Here is a 17,885-nt window from a genome sequence, read left to right on the forward strand (position 1 = left end):
GGGTGGGGCGCGTGGACGCCGCCCCCTCGCGCGGACGGCCGCGGCCCCGGACGTGCTATCCAGCCCTGCCCGCCGCCGTTTCCCCGGCACGAGACCGCCCGGCTCCGCGCATCACCCGTACAAGCTGCGGAACGCAAGCTTCTCGAAAGAGCCGAAGACGACGCGCAACCCGAGGAACGTGTTGATCGCGAGCCCGCGGTCCCCGATCCGGAAGAACCGCGAGAATCCGAAACTGCTTGATGTCCATCCTGCGAAGGGGCTCCCGTACGCGTCTTGGAACTCCTGGCTCAGTTGCCAGGCGGCGGCCGCCAGTTGCCGGTTGTCAGTCATCGCGTGTTCTTCGGCGGGGGACACAACGATCTCCCATTCACTGGAGACCCGGCCCGTCACGGCGACCCAGTCCTTTCCGACCAGCGCCTCGTCGTTGAGGTAGGTGCCCGGAACCGCCCCCAGTTCCATGAGGACACGGTCCATCTGCGCGCCAGCCGACCACTGACGGACGATGGCGTGCAGTTGGCCCAATGAGAGTCCCCACCGCATCGGGAGGACCGCGTGCTCAGCCCGGGCGTAGGCGCGGGAAACCGTTTCCTCTTCCGGTTCCCCGAGGCGGGCGCGCAGATCCGCGAACGTCAGGGCGGGTCTGCGGTTGTCGTCGGTGTCCGGGCGTATCCCCTCATTGTTGTTCTCTTCTATCATCTCGATCTCCCTGAGCACGTCTTCGGGCTCACTGCCGTCGAGGGTGATCGGACCGGCGTCGAATCCACTGCTCTCAAGCATCGGCACCTTTTTAAGGGGCGCACCGCCTGCGAGCCCGGCGAGGACCGCTCCCATCCCCTGCGTGCGCCCCGGCGGGAACATGACGCTCTCGCCCGTCGCCGCACTGGATATTTCGATCCCCTCGTGGGTGGCGCGCAGGGTGACGGCGCCCAGCCCGCTCACCGACATGTCCCACCGGTAGACCACCTCCCGGCGCCATTGGGGAGGCATCAACTCCAGATCCTCAGGGAGAGAGTCCAGAACCGAGTCGAATTGCCTGTCGAAGTAATCCCAGTTGTATCCGACCAGGCCGCATTGCCGCCACCAGTCGAAGACGGATGTCGTGTGCTCGCCGAGCACCATGGACCACCGGAACGGCATATCGTCGGCCATCCCCCACTTGAAGGCGTGGTAGTCGTGCGTCTCGGTGTACTCGCTGTTGAAGAAGTGCACGGCCAGCGTCAGCATGCTCCGGAACCTGTGGGGGGCGACCACGACCGTGCGCTCCCCCAGCCCCCATCGCACCCACACCCCGTTGCCGGTCACGACCGGGACAGCGGGCGCGAGCAACTCGGCCGCATCCAGGATGAACTGGTGGACCTCGGACAGCGCCAGGTCACGGCCCGCAAGCGCGGCAACGCGGTCACTGAGTTCTTCGATGGGATCCATGACGGGCTCCTTAGCCGTTCTCTCAAACCGGTACCGGCGCGCACCTGGCTCCTGGGACCCGTGCGCCACGCGCCTTCCATGCTACCCGCGGGACAGCGCTTCCTTCGCGGGTTCAGCCCCACAACCAGCAGCACCCGGGCGCTCCGCCCGCCTGGTACCAGTTCACCAATCGCGTGGAACAGGTCCCGTCCCGACCGCGGGCCTCCACGCCTGGGCGACCGGATCAGCGCGGACGTGGATGCGCCGCGCCTCGTTGCCCGAGTCCGGCTGGGGCGTCCACAGCCGTCCCTGACTCGCACCCGGCGTCCGCCGCGAGGACGACCCGCCTCGCGCGCCCCATCCCGTAGGCGCCCGCGTCCTCGCCCTGGGCGACGAGTTCCAGCAGGATCCTGCGGGCCTCCTCCTCCCGGGCGCGGGACCCGGCCAAATCCCTGCGGTCGAAGCGCGACAGCCGGCGGAGCGCCATCGACACCGCGACGAAAGCCTCAAGCGGTGGGCGCATCGCGGCGATCAGCACGCTCGTCGTCCAAAGGTCCTCCACTGGCAGGCCGCGCACGTTCCCGACTCCGCGCAACGGGTGCTTCCTGGTGACACGGCGCACCCGAACCCTGGGCACGCATTGGTCGCCGATGTCGACGCGCGGGAACCATGAGGCCGTGTACACCCGCCCGCTGGTGAACTCCACGTCAGGATTGGAGATCCACTGGGGACGCCGTGGATGGCGAGCGCGCTCTCGCCGCAGAACACGACGCTTTGCCGGATCTGCTCGTGCACCACCGCGATCCACGCCAGTGCCACGTCCTGCCACCGTTTCCACAGCGGGATCGCGCCCGGATCGCTCAAAGCGGCACCCGGGCGCAACCGGACGCACGAGGGGTCCCCGCGCACCGAGCGCCAGTCGTTACCGGTCAGGATCCGCAAGTCCTGCCATGCGTTGCTCATTCCGCCAGTGTGCTGCGGCCGCAGGAGGCGCCGCAGGAAGGGCCGTCTCGACGGGCGGGGCAGGATCACGATCACCCACGAGCTGGGCGAGCGGCCCGCCATCGCCGACCGGCGCGAACGGGTGGGCGAGGGGGAGGGCGACACCGTCGCGGGCCGTATGAGCGGCGCTGTACTAGTCACCCCGGCGCGGCCGGGCCACCGGGTAACCTGGTGGGCGGCAAGGCCCCCTCCAAACGCGCGGTCGACGTCTCACTGCTCAATCGAGCAGGCCCCGGCCCCCCACACCGCCGCCCCCTCACCGTGGACCGGGGCCACGAGTTCGCCCTCGGCCCCGCCCTCCAAGAACCACTGGGCGCCCCCATCTACTTCTGCCAGGCCCGCTGCCCCTGGCAGCGCGGCACCAATGAGAACACCAACGGCCTGCTGCGCGAGTACTTCCCCAAGAGGACCCCACTGGACGGCATCAGCCCCACCCGGACCCAACAGGTGCACAATCAACTCAACCAACGACCCCGCAAACGCCTCGGCTTGAAAACCCCTGAGGAAGCCCACACACACCGCACGCTGCACTTCCTGTGAAAAACCAAGAGCGTTATAACGCTTGCAAAGTGTAGTACCGCTGTGAAAACGGAGGCATCGCTGCGAAAGTGTGCCCCGTCGTGTCGGTATCGCTGTGAAAACAGCCCACGGCGGGCGGCTCCCGGGCCCAGGCGCCCGGAGGCCACGCGGTATAGCCGCCAGAACGGGCCCCGCGCCGCCTCCGCTTTCCAACGAGACGCATTGGGGGCAGGAAACCACCCATTGGGGTAGGCAATTTGCCTACCCCAATGCCCTCTTGCCTACCCCAATGCGGGAAGGCACGCCACGTTGCCTGCCCCAATGCACCGTAACCTACCCCAATGCGGGCGCCCGCCCGCCCGCTGCGCTTTCGGCGCCCCGGCCCCTGCGGGCTCCACTGCGAATCTGGGCGGGGGTGGTCCAAAATGCGTCTGAGTCTCACTGTTTTCGACGGGCTCCGCGCGGGAGTGGTCCGAAATGCGTCTGGGTTTGACGGTTTTGGCCGGATCCGGGCGGATTCGGTCAGACTCAGACGCATTTTGGACCACATGCCCGCCAAGCCCCCGTTCCCGCCCGAGACTCAGACGCATTTTGGACCACCGAACCGCTGGGGCACCGGGCCACTAGGCCACCGGGCGGGCACCGGGGGCGGGGTTGAGGCCGCCGCACGCGGAAAGCACCCTCACCGGGCGGGCACCGGGGGCGGGGTTGAGGCCGTTGACGCTACCCTCAGTGGTGGCGCTCCCGCGTGACCGCGCCTGGGCCGCCGCACCGCCCGCCGCCTCGCGCGCGCCGACGACAACCCGCCGCGCGCCTCTGGAGGTTCCCAGGCCCATAGCCCCGCCCCGCACACACCTATGGAGCCCCCACCCCATAGTCCCCGGTCTCACCTGGGTGGCCTCACCTGGTGTGGTCGGGCAGAACCTCCCTGGGGGCGTGGGGGCGCGCGGGCGCCATGCCCGCGGCCTTGAGGTCGGCGCGCAGGTCGCGCGGCAGGGCGAAGGTGGTGGACTCGGTCTCGGTCCGCACGACCTCCACGGTCGGGAAGCCGTGGGCCTGCAACCATTCGATGACGTCGCGCACCAGGATCTCCGGGACTGACGCGCCCGAGGTGAGCCCCACGGTGGTGGCGCCGGCGAACCATTCGCCGCGCAGTTCCTCGGCCTTGTCGATGCGGTGGGCGGAGGGCACGCCGGATTCCAGGGCGACGTCGACCAGGCGCACCGAGTTGGAGGAGTTCGCCGATCCCACGACCACCATGACATCGACTTTCGGGGCGATGGCCTTGACGGCGCCCTGCCTGTTCTGGGTGGCGTAGCAGATGTCGTCGGAGGGGGGGTCGATGAGGTTGGGGAAGCGCTGGCGCAGCCTGTCCACGGTGAGCCGCGTCTCGTCGACGGAGAGGGTGGTCTGCGAGATCCACACGACTCGGTCGGGGTCGCGCACCACCACGCGGTCGACCTCCTCGGGGGTTCCGACGACCTGGATGTGCTCGGGGGCCTCGCCGAAAGTCCCTTCGACCTCCTCGTGGCCCTGGTGGCCGACCAGGATGATGTCGTAGTCCTGTTTGGCGAAGCGCACGGCCTCGCGGTGGACTTTCGTGACCAGGGGGCAGGTCGCGTCGATGGTGGCGAGCCGGCGCACTCGGGCGGCCTCGTGGACTTCCGGGGAAACGCCGTGGGCGGAGAAGACGACGCGCGCGCCCTCGGGGACCTGGTCGGTCTCCTGCACGAAGACGGCCCCGCGTTTGGACAGGGACTCGACGACGAACTTGTTGTGGACGATCTCCTTGCGCACGTAGACGGGGGCTCCATAGAGCTCGAGCGCTTTCTCGACGACGTCGACCGCGCGATCGACCCCCGCGCAGTAGCCTCGGGGCGCTGCCAGCAGGATGCGTCCGCCCCCTCCGGCCCCAGTCGTTTCAGGCAGTGAGGTGAGGGCGGTGGCGCGCAGATCGGGGGTTCCGTGCATGCCACCACCCTAGCGGGGCCCACTCCCGTGCGCCCGTCGCCGGTCCCATCGCACAGCCGACGAGGCGGGGGCCGCTCCGGCGCGGACGGACACGACGGGCGCCGGTGTGGCATCCTGATCGGGTGACATCCCCGAGCCTGCCACCGGCCGCGAAGGCGGCGGACACCACGCGCGACAACCCGTGGCCGTTGCGCCGCCTCACGGAGAACATCAAGAAGTACGTCGACCGGATGTCGCCCTTGTGGGTGGAGGGGCAGGTCGTGGAGTTCAAGCGCCGTCCGGGCGCGAAGATGCACTTCCTGACATTGCGGGACCTCCAGACGGACACGTCGATGACGGTAACCGCCTGGGCGGGCGTCATGGACCAGGCCGGGGACGGCCTGCAGGAGGGGGCCCGCGTGGTGACGCGCGTGAAACCGGTGTTCTGGGAGCGCACGGGCCGGCTCAACCTGCAGGCCGCGGAGATCCACTTGCAGGGGGTCGGGAGCCTGCTCGCCCAGATCGAGGCCCTGCGCCAGCGCCTGGCCGCCGAGGGCCTGTTCAACGAGTCCCGAAAGAAGCCCCTCCCCTTCCTGCCGCGGGTGATCGGCCTGGTGTGCGGGCGCGCCGCGAAGGCGGAGGACGACGTGGTGGTCAACGCCTCGGACCGCTGGCCGGGCGCGCGTTTCGAGATCCGCGAGGTCGCCGTCCAGGGGGACCGCTGCGTCGCCGAGGTGGGCGCCGCGCTGGCGGAGCTGGACGCGGCGCCCGGCGTCGATGTCATCGTCATCGCGCGCGGCGGCGGCGCTGTGGAGGACCTGCTGCCCTTCTCCGACGAGGCGCTGGTGCGCGCGGTCGCGGCGGCCCGCACCCCTGTGGTGTCGGCCATCGGGCACGAGGGCGACTGCCCGCTGCTGGACCTGGTCGCCGACTACCGCGCTTCGACGCCGACGGACGCCGCGCGGCGGATCGTGCCGGACCGCGCCCACGAGCGCGAAGGAGTGGCCCAGGCCGTGGCCAGGATGCGCGGCGCGGTCGCGAACCGGATCGCCGCAGAGCGCAGTTCTCTGGCGCTGGTCGCCTCCAGGCCGGTGCTCACGGGCCCCGGCGCCATCGTCGATGGGTACCGGGCGGCGCTGGAGCGCTTGACCTCGTCGATGAACCAGGCGGTGGAGCGGCGCGTCAACACTGAGGAGCAGCAGTTGACGCGCATGCGGGCGACGCTGAGGGCCCTGTCCCCGCAGGCCACGCTGGACCGCGGGTACGCGCTGCTGAAGACGCCGTCGGGGGCGCTGATCACCAGTTCCTCGGATGTGAAGAAGGGCGACCTCATCGAGGGGATCCTCGCTTCTGGCCGGATGGTCGCCCAAGTGGTGGGCGCGACGCCCCCGGCCCCCCGCCCGGGCTCCGCGCCCCCGGGCGGCTCGGATCCCGCAGGCGCCCCGTGGTGAGCCAGCCCCTGCCACCGTCCCCATCCCCAGCGGCGCCACCCGCGCCAGCCGCGCCTCACGAAGGAGAACCCATGACAGGCGAGAAACTACCGGACCCCGCCAGCCTCGGCTACGAGGCGGCCCGCGACGAACTGGTGCAGATCGTGCGCGCCCTGGAGGGCGGACAGGCGCCCTTGGAGGACACCCTGGCCCTGTGGGAGCGCGGCGAGGCGCTGGCCGCACGGTGCTCGGCGATCCTCGACGGCGCGCAGGCCAGGCTGGCGAAGGCGGGTGAGTCGGGCGAGCCCCAGTAGCGCAGGGACCCGCTGGGCCGCGCCCGGCGCCTCCCCGCCGCGCGCAGGGCCTCGCCTCCGCGCCCGCGCCGGCGCGATGCGGCACCGTCCCATCCCGTGAACACCGTCGCGCGCCCGGCGCGGAACGAACCGCCACTGCCGGTACCCCCGCTTTCCACCAATATGATTACTCGACAGACACGGGGGCGAGACACGCCACTAACACGATCTGACGCGCGTTACAGTGGGTGGGTAGCGCCGTCGCTGGCGCCAGCACCCTAGGAGGCCCCATGGATCTGAGCACCACCCCCCACGTCCTCGCCATCGGCGAGGCCCTCATCGATGTCGTCATCACCCCCGACGAGCCGGACTTCCCCCAGGAGATCCCGGGCGGCTCGCCCGCGAACGTCGCCCTGACCCTCGGGCGCCTCGGACGCCCGGTCGCCCTATCGACGTGGATCGGCGCCGACGAGCGGGGGCGGCTCATCGAGTTCCACCTGCGCGACTCCGACGTGGAGATCACCCCGGAGTCCCGGGGGGCCTCCCGCACCTCCACCGCCCTGGCGCGCCTCGACGCCCAGGGCCAGGCCTCCTACACCTTCGACCTCGAGTGGGCGCCCGCGAGCCCCCTGCCCGTCAGCGACACCGCAGTGGTCGTCCAGGCGGGTTCGATCTCCTCCGTCATCGAGCCGGGGGCAGCTGTGGTCCTCGAGGCCCTCGAGCGCTCCCGCGCGCACGCCCTGGTGGTCTTCGACCCGAACGCGCGCCCCTCGATCATGGGCGAGCCCGCGCGCGCCCGCGCCACCATCGAGCGCTTCGTCGCCGTCTCCGATATCGTGAAGGTCTCGGACGAGGACGTGGAGTGGCTGACGGAGGGCGCCCCCCTGGAGGACACGATCGCGCGCTGGCTGGGCATGGGGCCCTCCGTGGTCGTCGTCACCAGGGGCAAGCACGGCTCCTTGGCGGTCACCGCGTCCGGCGTGCGCCTGTCGAAGACCCCCAACGACGTCCCGGTGGTCGACACCGTGGGCGCGGGCGACTCGTTCACCGGCGGCATCATCGACGCGCTGTGGGAACTGGGGCTGACGGGCGCGGGAGCGCGCGACGCCCTGCGCGGCATCGACGAGGCGTCGGTGGCGGCGGTCCTGGACCGGGCCAGCGCCGTGTCGGACGTGACCGTGTCGCGCGCGGGGGCGAACCCCCCGTGGAAGCACGAGCTCTGAGCGCGCCCCGTGCCCGGCGGCACTGCTCGTCGGCGCCCCGGCCTTGACGGGCACTGACCTCTCCCCCGCGCCCGGCGGCCCGGCCCTCAGCGGCCGAGCCGCCTTTCGCGTTGCGCGTAGGAGCGCAGGGCGCGCAGGAAGTCGACGCGGCGGAAGTCCGGCCAGTACACCTCGCAGAAGTAGTACTCCGAGTGCACGGACTGCCACAGCATGAACCCGGAGAGGCGCTGCTCCCCGGACGTGCGGATGACGAGGTCGGGGTCGGGCTGGTCTTTCGTGTACAGGTGGGAGGCGATGTCCTGGTCGGTGAAGGACTCGGCGACCTCGGCGAGGCTGCGCCCAGCGGCGGCCGCCTCGCGCATCATCGCGCGCACCGCCTCGGTGATCTCATGGCGCCCGCCGTATCCGACTGCGATATTGACCTTCATCCCCTCCCTGCCCGCAGTCGCCTCGATGGAGCGGGAGAGGTCGGCCGCGACCCCGTCCGGCAGCAGCGAGAGGTCGCCGACGATCGCCAGTCGCCACGCCCCCTGTTTCGCCAGGGCCTCCACGGCCTCGCAGATGATCCGCAGCAGTTCGCCGAGCTCGTCGGCGTCGCGGGAGAGGTTGTCGGTCGACAGCAGCCACAGGGTGACGATGCTGACGCCGGCGTCGTTCGCCCACCCCAGGAACTCGCTGATCTTCCCGGCCCCCGCCCGGTGCCCCTGCGAGGCGGGCGCCCCCAGGGACTTCGCCCACCGCCGGTTCCCGTCCAGGATGACGCCGATGTGCGCGGGGATCGGGGCGGTGGCGAGTTCCGCGCGGAGACGACGCTCATAGATGTCGTAGAGCATGTTCCACTGGGCCATGGCTTCCTCGTTCCTCCGGTGGCGCACCGGTGGGCTGGTCGAATACGCTCAGCGGCAAGTTTATCCGCTCACCGCGCTCGACGCGTCGGGCAGGGGCGGAGCGGGCATGACGCCGAACCTACGCCGTAGTAACCTACGGTATCGTAAGTGATGGTTCCAGCACGAGGAGGCTCCATGGACATCGCGTCGCTCAAACCCACGCAGTGGGTGCAAGGCCAACTGGTCGTCATCAAGCCCAAGCTGCGCGGATGGCTCCACCTGGGAGCCACCCCGCTGTCGCTCGCGGCCTCCACCGTGCTGGTGTGCCTGGCGCCGACACCGGCGACCCGGTGGGGCTCGGCCGTCTACCTGGTGGCCTCGCTGTTCCTCTTCGGGGTGTCGGCGGCCTACCACCGCTTCTACTGGGCGCCCAAGTGGGAGACCATGTGGAGCCGCTTGGACCACTCGAACATCTTCCTCCTCATCGCGGGCACCTACACGCCCCTCACCATCGCCCTGCTGCCGCGCCACGACGCCACGGTCCTGCTCGGCGTCGTCTGGGGGGGCGCGGTGGTCGGCATCCTCGTCAACCTGTTCTGGCCGTCCGCGCCGCGCTGGCTCAAAACCAGCATCTACGTGGCGCTGGGATGGGTGGCCGTGTGGTACCTGCCCCAACTGTGGCGGAGCGGGGGGCCCGCCGTCGTCTGGCTGGTCTTCGTGGGGGGAGTGCTGTACACGATCGGCGCTGTCGTCTACGGGACGAAGAAGCCCGACCCCTCCCCCACGTGGTTCGGGTTCCACGAGATCTTCCACGCCTTCACCGTCGCCGCCTGGGCGTGCCACTGCGTGGCCGTCTACCTGGCGGTGCTGAACTCCTGATTTGATAAAATGGTCAGGAATCGCGTCGGCGCCCTGGGCGCCGGCCCCTTATTATCTTTGGAGGTTCCCATGGCCGACACTCAGTGGCTCACGCAGGCGCAGTACGATCTGCTGGCCAACGAGCTCAAGGAGCGTATTGAGGTCAAGCGCCCCGAGATCGCCCGGCTCATCGACGCGGCGCGCCAGGAGGGCGACCTGCGCGAGAACGGCGGCTACCACGCCGCCCGCAATGAGCAGTCCATGAACGAGACCCGCATCCAGGCGCTCCAGGAGATGCTGGAGCACGCCGAAGTGGGTGAGACCCCCGCCGACGACGGCATCGTCGAACCCGGGATGGTGGTGACCGCACTGGTCGCGGGACGCGAGCAGACGTTCCTGCTCGGCTCCCGGGACGCGGGGGGCGACCTGGGCATCCAGGTCTTCTCCACCCAGGCGCCCCTGGGGGCAGCGGTCATCGGCCACAAGGCGGGCGACACCATCGAGTTCGAGGCCCCCACCGGCCGGATGATCCAGGTGGAGATCCTCAGCGCCAAGCCCTTCAAGGGCTGACCCGGGCCGCGCCCGGCACGCGGATCCGGGGCCGGGCCTCAGACGGCGCGCAAAGTAGTGGTCGGGGCCGCGCGAAGGCGCGGCCCCGACCAGTGCGTCCTCCGCGCACTGCGGCGCTTCCGCTTCCCGGGTCAGTCCGCCTCCTCCGCGCCGCCCAGGGCCTCCACCTCGGCCGGGTTCGGGTACTCCTCGACGACGGCCTCGGGCGCCTGCGCGACGACGGGCTCGGCCTCAGCGGCCGCCTCAGCCGCCTCAGCGGCCGCCTCGGCCACCTGCTGCCGGGCAAGCGCACGGGTGTCGGGCTTGCCGACGTGGGTGTCGGCGATCATCTGATCGAGCATTCCGGGGGGTCCGCCCGGGCGGTCCGCCTGGGTGGCCAGTTGGGGCATCGGGTCGTATCCGTGCAGGTACAGGACCGTCGCGTTGATGAAAGCCGCGATCGGGACGCCGAAGACGGCCCCCGCGATGCCGCCGACGGAACCGGCCGCGGTGATGACGAGCATCACGGCAACGGGGTGCAGGGACACGGCGCTGGACATCATGAAGGGCTGGAGCAGGTTGGACTCGACCTGCTGGACGACCAGGATGATGACGAGCATGATGATCGCCGAAGTCGCCCCCTTGTACACCAGCGCCACCAGGACGGCGATGGCGCCGGACGCCAGGGCGCCGATGATGGGCACGAAGGCCGCGAAGAAGGTGATGACGGCGATGGGCACCACCATCGGCATCCCCAGGAAGAACGCCCCCAGCGAGATGCCGACCGCGTCGATGGCCGCCACCTGGATCTGGGTGCGCACGTAGGACCCCAGGGTGACCCATCCGCGGATCGCGGACTCGTGCAGGGGGACGCGGGCGGGGGCCGGGAGCAGCCGGACGACCCACAGCCAGATCGAGCGCCCGTCCTTGAGGAAGAAGAACAGGCAGAACAGCATCGTCAAACCGGAGGTGACCATTGAGAGCAGGGACGACGTGATCGACAGCGCCCCGGTCGCCAGTGATTGCTTGTTCGAGTTCACCCACTCGATCAGCTCCGTGCGCATCTGGTTGACGAAGTTGTTGATGGCGGTGGTGTCCACTTTGATGGGGCCGTGCTCCAGCCAATCGACCAGTTGCTTGACGCCGGACGTCGCCTGGTTGACCAGCAGCGGCACTTGTTCGACGATCTGGTTGGTCGCCTGCGACAGGGCCGCGATGAACACGACGAAGAACAGCAGCAGGCCCACGGTGGCGGCCAGCGCCGGCGGGAAGTGGAGGCGGCGGCGCAGCCATTCGACCAGGGGCTGCAGGAAGACCGCGATCGCCAGCGCGATCGCGACGGGCAGGAGGACCTCCTGGAGGCGCGACGCCAGCCAGACGACGCCGGCGACCACGGCGACGACCAAAAGAACGCGCCAGGAGACCGCGGCTCCCACGCGCAGCGTGCGGGGCACCGATGCGACGACGTCCTTCTCCACCTCGTCCTCGCGCTCAACGCGCGGCGGCTCCGGGCGCGCCTCCTGACGGGACGGGCGCAGCGCTGTTATGCGCGCGACGAAGTCGCCGATGCTCCACCTGGCGGAGCCGTGGTTCTCGCTCACTCTGCTCTCCTCATAGCCGACTGTGTAAAGACTACCGCCCGCGGGCCCGGACCCGTCCCTGCGCCGCGCCCTCCTCGCAGTCGCGGAGCCCACCATTGGCCACATGTGGCCCGCATCGCGCAGGAGTGGTGGAATGGGCCCGTGGAACTTTTCAACGCACTCCCCTCCTCCCCCGTCCTCTCCCCCCGCCACGCGGTGCTGGGCACCCCGATCGACGCCGCGCCGGTGGACGGGCAGCAGGTCGTCCACTTCGCCGCCGGGTGCTTCTGGGGGGTGGAGAAGGCGATGTGGAGCGTTCCGGGCGTCATCGCGACCGCCACCGGGTACATGGGCGGGCGTTGCCCCAATCCCTCCTACGAGCAGGTGTGCGCCCACGGCACCGGGCACGCTGAGGCCGTGCGGGTCGTGTTCGACGCGGTGGCCGCGCCCTTCGGGCAGCTGGTCGCGCTGTTCTTCGAGATCCACGATCCGACGCAGGCTGATGGACAGGGCAACGACCTGGGCGACCAGTACCGGAGCGCGATATGGACGACCACTGCGGACCAGTTCGAGATCGCCTCACGCACCCGCGACGCGTTCCAGCGCGAGCTGGCCGCCCACGGCTTCGGCGCGATCACGACGTCCATCGCCCCCGCCCCCGCCAGCGACTCCCCTGGGCGCTTCTGGTTCGCCGAGGAGCGCCACCAGCAGTACCTCGCCAAGAACCCGGGCGGCTACGAGTGCCACGCGCGCACGGGGCTGTCCTGCCCGGCCCTCTGACGAGGCGGAGACCGGTCCGTGCGCCCTCCCCTACGGGCCCGGACTGGCGAGGAGCGCGGGATGCGCGCGCGAAAGCCAGTGCGGCGCCCCCGCCGGGCCCGGGCGCACTGCGGTCCCCGCAGCGAGCGCGCTGGCGCCCGGCTCGCCCCCTTTCCAGCTCCAACGGCGTTCCATTGACGGATCGGGGCGTTCTCCCTATCATATGAATGAACAGAGTCAATCCATTCATTCAAGGAGGGCGCGGTGGCAGACAAGCGCGAGGCACTCAAACGCGCCGCGCACCAGGTGTTCTCCCAGAAGGGCTACAAAGCGGCCAGCATCGCGCAGATCGCCGCCAGGGCCCATGTGGCGGTCGGCAGCTTCTACAACTACTTCCCCTCGAAGGAGGCCATTTTCCTCGAGGTCTACATCGAGGAGAACAACCGCGCCCGCCAGCGCATGATCGAGGCGATCGACTGGGACGCCGACCCCCTCGCGATCACCAGGGCCCTGTTCGACCAAGTGCGCACAGGGGTGCGGGACAACCGGATCCTCGCCGAGTGGGGCAACCCGGCGGTCTCGGGGACGCTGCACGCCCACTTCCAATCGGAGGCGCGCGACGAGGACTACCCCTTCCACCAGTTCCTCATCACCACCTTCGCGACCAGACTGGCCGACGCCGGCTTCGACGAGGCGGAGGCCGCGCGCCTCCTCAACGTCTACCGGCTCGTCTCCTTCATGGACACGCACATCACCGAGAACGACTTCCCCGGATTCGACGAGGCCCTCGAAACACTGATCACCCACTTCGTCAAAGGCGTTTTCGCCTAACGGAGCACCCCGTCCCACGCGCCACGGCCCCGCGGCCGCACGCTCACAGCACACCCAACTGAATGAACCTCAACATATACTCATTCACCACAACGAAAGGAACGAACAATGAGCCTCGCACTCTCCGGGCGCTCCATCCTCGGCATCGCCATCGCGGTGATCGGCGTCCTCACCATGGCCTGGGGCGCCACCCAGGCCGCCCACGACTTCGAGGGGTTCAAGACCCTCGAGCTCGGCGGGGTGATCGTCCTCGCCACGGGACTGTGCCTGGTCTCCGAAGTCCCCACAGCCCTCCAGATCGGCGGGATCTGGGTGGCGGCCGCGGCGAGCGCCGCGTACATCTTCACACTGCCGAACTGGGAGTTCCCGCTCCGGATGATGAGCGCAGTTCCCGTGGTGGCCCTCGCCGTGTGGCTCACCACCCTGCTGGCGGATTAGGGCGGATGCAGTGGTGCCGCCTCGCGGAAACCCGCGCGGCGGCACCACTGTGCGAGCAGACGGCGCTCAGGCGACTCCGAGGATGTCGGTGACGAACACCAGCGTCGCCCCGCCGGGAATGCCGGCCTGGGGGACGCCGCGGGCGCCGTAGCCGAGCTCCGCCGGGATCGACAGCAGGACGCGGTCGCCCACCCGCTTGCCGACGAGCCCCTGGTCCCAGCCGGGGATCACCATGCCCACGCCGATCTGGAAGGACAGCGCCCCGCCCCGGTCGAAGGAGTTGTCGAAGTCGGAATCGCCCGCGAACACGATGCCGTAGTAGTGGCAGTGGATCGTGTCCCCCGCCTCGACGACCTGGCCGTCCCCCTGGTGGAGGACCTCGACGAGCAGGTCCGGCGAGGGCGCCCCCTCGAAAGCGAGGGAGGGCTTGCGGCCGAACTCCCCTGTGACGGTGATGTTCTCCATGGTTCTCCCAGTCGTGTCAGTCGTTGCGCAGGTAGGACAGCAGGCGCAGGATCTCCAGGTACATCCACACGAGGGTCACGGCGAGGCCGAAGGCGCACGTCCAAGCGGCGCGCGCGGGGGCGCCGTACTCCACGCCGACCTTGACGCGGTCGAAGTCCTGGATGAGGCAGAACGTCCCGATCAGGACCGCGACGACGCCGACGACGACGCCGAGGGGGATCCCCATCACCGTCATCCGGCCGACGGCAGTCGTATCGACCGCGCCGGAGAACTCGAGGAGCACGGTCAGCAGGCGGAACACGACGAAGGACACCAGCGCGATCAGCGTGAAGCGCGCCAGCTTGGGCGAGTTGCGGATGCGGCCCGAGGCGAAGAGCGCCAGCGTCACGCCGAAGACGACCAGGGTGGCGACGACCGCTTGGATGACGATGCCCGGGTACCGGGTCTCGAAGGCTGCGGAGATCGCGCCGAGGGCGAGCCCCTCGAACGCCGCGTAGGCCAGGACCAGCGCGGGGTTCGTGATCCTCATGAACGTGTTCGCCATCGCCAGGCCGAAAGCGACGATGGTGGCGACGCCCGACAGCACGACCGCTGCGGCCATCGAGATCGTGAAGGTCATCCATCCCAGGACCGCGCCCACGACGATCACGCCGAAGGTGATGCCGGTCTTGACGATGACGTCGTCGTAGGTCATGCGCCCGCGGTCCACCGCGTCGGCCGACGGGGCGTTCATCGCCGCCTCGTAAGCGCCCATCTGAGAGGCGTCGATCCCGTAGGGCGCGCCCTGGGGCACCCCGTAGGCGCCCTGCGGCTGCCCGTAGGGGTTCGTCTGCTGTCCGTAGGCGCCCTGCGGCTGCCCGTAGGGGTTCGTCTGGCCGCCGTAGGGGTTCTGGGCGCTCTGCCCGGAGACCTGGTAGCCCGGCATCGTGGGGTAGCCCGCAGGCGTCTGCCCGGGCGCCCACTTCTTACTGAGATTGTCGAGGACTGGATTTGCCACTGTTTCATCTCCTTCGGCAATGGATACGCGTCCAGTCTCTCACACGGGCCGGGCTTTGGTACACCTGTGCGGTATCCGACTGAGCAAGCGGGGCACCGCGCATGTCCACCTGGCTGAAACGGCCCCCTATGATCGCCCAGGATCTTCCATTCCCACTCGTCCCCGTCCGAACTTCGCCGCATCTCGCGCAGCCGATTCGGCTTTCGCCCACTCAAGGCACTTTCGCCGGTACCCCCGCCATTCCTTCCTCCAGCGAACGTCGTCATGAGCAGGTGAAAAGTGCGCTCAGCGGGCCGCAGTGCCCCCGGTGGGACTCGAACCCACAACACGCCGATTTTAAGTCGGATGCCTCTGCCGATTGGGCCACGGGGGCGGGGCCGGGCGCCGGCCGCAGTCACACTCTACGGCCCTGGCGCCCCATCACGCCATCGCCAGGGCGATCCCGTCGAGGATGTCGTGCTCGGAGGTGCGCACCCGCGCGATGGGGCGGCCCGCCTGTTCGGCGCGCGCCAGCACCCGGCGCACGATGCGGCTCCAGATCAGGGCTCCCCCCGCGATCACGTCCTCGCGCCCTTCGGGCATGAATCCCAGCGCGGCCTTGAGCGCCACGGGCTGGTCGACCATGAAACGCACCGCGGCGCCGATCTCCTCCTCCGACAGGGCGGCCCCGTGGATCCGCTCCGGCTGGTACGAGGTCAGGCCGAGTGCCTGGGCGGTCAGGGTCGTCACAGTGCCCGCGACGCCCACCAGGGTGCGCACGCGGCCCAGGTCCACCGACTTCTCCGCCACGTCCAACTGCTCATCGACCCACGCCACGACGCGCGCCTCGTCCTGCGGCGGAACACCGCCGGCCGGATCGACGCCCGACAAGAACTTCTCCGTGACCCGGACGGCGCCCATGTTGACCGATACCGCCTGCTCGACGCGCGCGTCCCCCAGGACCAGCTCGGTGGAGCCGCCCCCGATGTCGACGACCAGCATGGGCGCATCGACGCTCCCCCCGAGCCCGCACACCGCGCCCGAGAAGGACAGCGACGCCTCCTCGGTCCCGGGGACCACCTCCGGGTCCACCCCGATGACGCGCCGGATCTCGCGCGTGAACTCGTCGCTGTTGGCGGCGTCCCGCGTGGCCGACGTGGCGACGAAGCGCACACGCGAGGCGCCCAGGGCCTCGATCATCCGCTGGTACTCGACGGTGGCCTCGACGGCGCGCTCGATCGCCGCGCCCTCGAGCACGCCCGTACGGTCCACCCCGCGTCCGAGGCGCACGATCCGCATCTGGCGGGTCAGATCCGTCAGGCGGGCTCCCCCCTGGTCCCTGACGACGTCGGCCACGAGCAATCGTATTGAGTTGGTTCCGCAGTCAATGGCAGCTACACGAGTCACGTCGGACAATTCTGTCATAGGCCCGGCCTGGGTCAAGCCACGCGGTCAGCAGGAGCAGCGCGCGGGCGACCACAGGCCCCGCCGCGCCATCTCCGCCAGCGCCATGTCGCCGATCGGGTTGACGCCGCCGCCGGCCGCCAGGGCGTGGCCGACGAGCGCGTGCAGGCACTTGACGCGCTTCGGCATCCCCCCGGCGGAGACGCCCGCGATCTCGGGGACCTCGCCGAGCAGCCCGCGGCGCGCCAAGTAGTCCTCGTGGGCGCGGGCGTAGGCCTGGGCGAGGGCCTGGTCCTCGCGAAGGGCGCGGTTGTACTCGTCCATGAGGCGCTCGGCCTCCAGCGTGGAGCACGCCTTCACGGCGCGCGGGTGCGTGAGGTAGAAGGTCGTGGGGAACGGGCTGGAGTCCTCCAGGCGCGGCGCGGTCGCCACGACCGTGGGCCGTCCGCAGGCGCAGCGCGCGGCGATGCCCACGACGCCCCGGGGCAGGCGCCCCAACTGGTCGCGCAGCGCCTCCAGGTCGGCCTCCGTGGCGGGGCTCGTTCCGGGGATCGACCGCGTCATCGTCCGCTCTCCGCGTCATCGCCGTCCTGGGCGGGCGCCTGGGGCTGGGCGGCCGCCGTCTGCGGCGGCTGGTCGGCCCTGCCCAGCAGGATGGCCACCTGCTGGACCCACGGGCGGGCCGGCCCCTGGGCGGGGGCCGCGTTCACCTGCGCGGAGTCCTGGTACTCGGGGCCGGGATCGACCACCGTGTACTGGGTCTCGCCGGGGCGCACGAATCCCAGCCGCTCCCTGGCCTGGGTGGAGATGTAGTTCGGGTCGGACCACAGGTCGAGCTGCTTGCGCATGTCGGCGTTGCGCTGCTCGGCGGCCGCCACCTGCGCGCGGATGTCCGCCAGTTCCCTCTCCTGCTGCCACCACGCGTAAACGCTGGGCACCAGCATCATGAGGATGAAGACCGCGACCATGGACAGGGCCAGGAGGCGGACCGACACGTCGAGCCCGCCGAAGGACACGCGTCCGGGCGCCCCGCCTTCGGGCGCCGTCCTCTTCCCCCCGGAGGCGCGTCCCCTCGGCTTCGTCTTGCCCCCGGCTGCGGCTGGCTGGGACGTGGGGCGCTCCACTGCGGCCCCTGGGCGCCTCCCCGCCGAACGGGGCGAGGCCGGTCCCCGGCGCTTGGAGCGGCCGCGCTCCTTGGAGCCGGTCGACGAGGCGGAGGCGGCTGCCGCGGCCTCCCTCCTCTTGCGGGACCGCTCGGCGTAGATCTCGCGGGGCGTGCGCCCTTCGCCCTCGCGTGGGGCGGAGGGGCGTGGGGCGGAGCGGGGGCGCGAAGGACGTGGCATGGTCCAATCCTGCCCTATGCCCGCCGTTCGGGCG

19 protein-coding genes and 1 tRNA gene are annotated in these 17,885 nt (G+C 70.3%); 9 read left to right on the forward strand and 11 right to left on the reverse strand.

Annotated features, from left to right (window positions below; genetic code table 11):
- Nucleotides 1-111: 111 nt before the first annotated feature.
- Nucleotides 112-1,425: a hypothetical protein gene (locus BH719_RS03610; RefSeq protein WP_009743391.1), complete on the reverse strand. Its 1,314-nt coding sequence runs from the start codon at nucleotides 1,423-1,425 to the stop codon at nucleotides 112-114.
- A 223-nt stretch (nucleotides 1,426-1,648) separates the two neighbouring features.
- The gene (locus BH719_RS03615; protein ID WP_034255206.1) at nucleotides 1,649-2,110 is read right to left on the reverse strand and encodes a hypothetical protein; all 462 of its coding nucleotides are present in this window, start codon (nucleotides 2,108-2,110) and stop codon (nucleotides 1,649-1,651) included.
- A gap of 467 nt (nucleotides 2,111-2,577) precedes the next feature.
- On the opposite strand from BH719_RS03615, the gene BH719_RS10030 reads away from it, so the two are divergent.
- Nucleotides 2,578-2,946 carry an IS30 family transposase gene (locus BH719_RS10030; protein ID WP_009743393.1) on the forward strand — a complete coding sequence of 123 codons (369 nt, stop codon included), beginning with the start codon at nucleotides 2,578-2,580 and terminating at the stop codon, nucleotides 2,944-2,946.
- Nucleotides 2,947-3,825: 879 nt separating this feature from the next.
- Here BH719_RS10030 and BH719_RS03625 read toward each other — a convergent pair.
- Entirely contained in the window at nucleotides 3,826-4,896 is a 1,071-nt protein-coding gene (locus BH719_RS03625; RefSeq protein WP_009743395.1) for a 4-hydroxy-3-methylbut-2-enyl diphosphate reductase, read from the reverse strand.
- A 122-nt stretch (nucleotides 4,897-5,018) separates the two neighbouring features.
- Here BH719_RS03625 and xseA point away from each other — a divergent pair, with 122 nt between their 5' ends.
- From xseA to BH719_RS03640, 3 genes are all read left to right on the forward strand, one after another.
- Nucleotides 5,019-6,326 carry an exodeoxyribonuclease VII large subunit gene (gene xseA / locus BH719_RS03630; RefSeq protein ID WP_009743397.1) on the forward strand — a complete coding sequence of 436 codons (1,308 nt, stop codon included), beginning with the start codon at nucleotides 5,019-5,021 and terminating at the stop codon, nucleotides 6,324-6,326.
- A gap of 71 nt (nucleotides 6,327-6,397) precedes the next feature.
- Nucleotides 6,398-6,619 (forward strand): exodeoxyribonuclease VII small subunit, encoded by a 222-nt coding sequence (locus BH719_RS03635; RefSeq protein ID WP_009743398.1) that lies wholly within the window; start codon nucleotides 6,398-6,400, stop codon nucleotides 6,617-6,619.
- A gap of 269 nt (nucleotides 6,620-6,888) precedes the next feature.
- Complete coding sequence (locus tag BH719_RS03640) at nucleotides 6,889-7,821, forward strand: carbohydrate kinase family protein (protein WP_009743399.1); 933 nt, start codon at nucleotides 6,889-6,891, stop codon at nucleotides 7,819-7,821.
- An 86-nt stretch (nucleotides 7,822-7,907) separates the two neighbouring features.
- On the opposite strand, the gene BH719_RS03645 is transcribed toward BH719_RS03640, so the two are convergent.
- Entirely contained in the window at nucleotides 7,908-8,669 is a 762-nt protein-coding gene (locus BH719_RS03645; protein ID WP_009743400.1) for an isoprenyl transferase, read from the reverse strand.
- A 174-nt stretch (nucleotides 8,670-8,843) separates the two neighbouring features.
- Between BH719_RS03645 and trhA the strand changes: the two genes are divergently transcribed.
- Complete coding sequence (gene trhA / locus BH719_RS03650; protein ID WP_009743402.1) at nucleotides 8,844-9,527, forward strand: PAQR family membrane homeostasis protein TrhA; 684 nt, start codon at nucleotides 8,844-8,846, stop codon at nucleotides 9,525-9,527.
- A gap of 69 nt (nucleotides 9,528-9,596) precedes the next feature.
- On the forward strand, nucleotides 9,597-10,076 hold the full coding sequence (gene greA, locus BH719_RS03655) for a transcription elongation factor GreA (protein ID WP_009743403.1): 480 nt from the start codon (nucleotides 9,597-9,599) through the stop codon (nucleotides 10,074-10,076).
- 131 nt (nucleotides 10,077-10,207) lie between these two features.
- Here the strand turns inward: greA and BH719_RS03660 are convergent, their stop codons facing one another.
- A complete protein-coding gene (locus tag BH719_RS03660; protein WP_034255209.1) occupies nucleotides 10,208-11,656 on the reverse strand; it encodes an AI-2E family transporter in 1,449 nt (482 codons plus the stop codon).
- A 141-nt stretch (nucleotides 11,657-11,797) separates the two neighbouring features.
- On the opposite strand from BH719_RS03660, the gene msrA reads away from it, so the two are divergent.
- The 3 genes from msrA to BH719_RS03675 all read left to right on the forward strand — a co-directional run bounded on the left by msrA (nucleotide 11,798) and on the right by BH719_RS03675 (nucleotide 13,663).
- Nucleotides 11,798-12,415 (forward strand): peptide-methionine (S)-S-oxide reductase MsrA, encoded by a 618-nt coding sequence (msrA, locus tag BH719_RS03665; RefSeq protein ID WP_034255570.1) that lies wholly within the window; start codon nucleotides 11,798-11,800, stop codon nucleotides 12,413-12,415.
- A gap of 243 nt (nucleotides 12,416-12,658) precedes the next feature.
- Nucleotides 12,659-13,225, forward strand: coding sequence for a TetR/AcrR family transcriptional regulator (locus tag BH719_RS03670; protein WP_009743406.1), 567 nt, complete (start codon nucleotides 12,659-12,661; stop codon nucleotides 13,223-13,225).
- A gap of 108 nt (nucleotides 13,226-13,333) precedes the next feature.
- Complete coding sequence (locus tag BH719_RS03675; protein WP_009743407.1) at nucleotides 13,334-13,663, forward strand: hypothetical protein; 330 nt, start codon at nucleotides 13,334-13,336, stop codon at nucleotides 13,661-13,663.
- Between the two features lie 66 nt (nucleotides 13,664-13,729).
- Here BH719_RS03675 and BH719_RS03680 read toward each other — a convergent pair whose 3' ends face one another.
- From BH719_RS03680 to BH719_RS03705, 6 genes are all read right to left on the reverse strand, one after another.
- Nucleotides 13,730-14,128, reverse strand: coding sequence for an FKBP-type peptidyl-prolyl cis-trans isomerase (locus BH719_RS03680; RefSeq protein WP_009743408.1), 399 nt, complete (start codon nucleotides 14,126-14,128; stop codon nucleotides 13,730-13,732).
- A 16-nt stretch (nucleotides 14,129-14,144) separates the two neighbouring features.
- Nucleotides 14,145-15,125, reverse strand: a complete 981-nt coding sequence (locus tag BH719_RS03685; protein ID WP_009743409.1) for a Bax inhibitor-1/YccA family protein — start codon at nucleotides 15,123-15,125, stop codon at nucleotides 14,145-14,147.
- Nucleotides 15,126-15,424: 299 nt separating this feature from the next.
- Nucleotides 15,425-15,498 (reverse strand) — tRNA-Leu (locus BH719_RS03690).
- 47 nt (nucleotides 15,499-15,545) lie between these two features.
- Nucleotides 15,546-16,511 (reverse strand): Ppx/GppA phosphatase family protein, encoded by a 966-nt coding sequence (locus BH719_RS03695; RefSeq protein ID WP_009743410.1) that lies wholly within the window; start codon nucleotides 16,509-16,511, stop codon nucleotides 15,546-15,548.
- A 45-nt stretch (nucleotides 16,512-16,556) separates the two neighbouring features.
- Nucleotides 16,557-17,072 (reverse strand): DUF501 domain-containing protein, encoded by a 516-nt coding sequence (locus BH719_RS03700; RefSeq protein WP_009743411.1) that lies wholly within the window; start codon nucleotides 17,070-17,072, stop codon nucleotides 16,557-16,559.
- Complete coding sequence (locus tag BH719_RS03705) at nucleotides 17,069-17,851, reverse strand: FtsB family cell division protein (RefSeq protein ID WP_034255210.1); 783 nt, start codon at nucleotides 17,849-17,851, stop codon at nucleotides 17,069-17,071. The genes BH719_RS03700 and BH719_RS03705 overlap by 4 nt, the downstream gene beginning before the upstream one ends.
- Nucleotides 17,852-17,885: the final 34 nt, after the last annotated feature.

It is taken from the genome of Pauljensenia hongkongensis (assembly GCF_001746855.1).
Lineage (GTDB): Bacteria > Actinomycetota > Actinomycetes > Actinomycetales > Actinomycetaceae > Pauljensenia > Pauljensenia hongkongensis.

Coding starts and splice junctions, on each gene's coding strand:
- BH719_RS03610 (WP_009743391.1), bottom strand. CDS start 1,425: ATGGATCCCATCGAAGAACTCAGTGACCGCGTTGCCGCGCTTGCGGGC.
- BH719_RS03625 (WP_009743395.1), bottom strand. CDS start 4,896: ATGCACGGAACCCCCGATCTGCGCGCCACCGCCCTCACCTCACTGCCT.
- BH719_RS03635 (WP_009743398.1), top strand. CDS start 6,398: ATGACAGGCGAGAAACTACCGGACCCCGCCAGCCTCGGCTACGAGGCG.
- BH719_RS03640 (WP_009743399.1), top strand. CDS start 6,889: ATGGATCTGAGCACCACCCCCCACGTCCTCGCCATCGGCGAGGCCCTC.
- BH719_RS03645 (WP_009743400.1), bottom strand. CDS start 8,669: ATGGCCCAGTGGAACATGCTCTACGACATCTATGAGCGTCGTCTCCGC.
- trhA (WP_009743402.1), top strand. CDS start 8,844: ATGGACATCGCGTCGCTCAAACCCACGCAGTGGGTGCAAGGCCAACTG.
- greA (WP_009743403.1), top strand. CDS start 9,597: ATGGCCGACACTCAGTGGCTCACGCAGGCGCAGTACGATCTGCTGGCC.
- BH719_RS03675 (WP_009743407.1), top strand. CDS start 13,334: ATGAGCCTCGCACTCTCCGGGCGCTCCATCCTCGGCATCGCCATCGCG.
- BH719_RS03680 (WP_009743408.1), bottom strand. CDS start 14,128: ATGGAGAACATCACCGTCACAGGGGAGTTCGGCCGCAAGCCCTCCCTC.
- BH719_RS03700 (WP_009743411.1), bottom strand. CDS start 17,072: ATGACGCGGTCGATCCCCGGAACGAGCCCCGCCACGGAGGCCGACCTG.
- BH719_RS03705 (WP_034255210.1), bottom strand. CDS start 17,851: ATGCCACGTCCTTCGCGCCCCCGCTCCGCCCCACGCCCCTCCGCCCCA.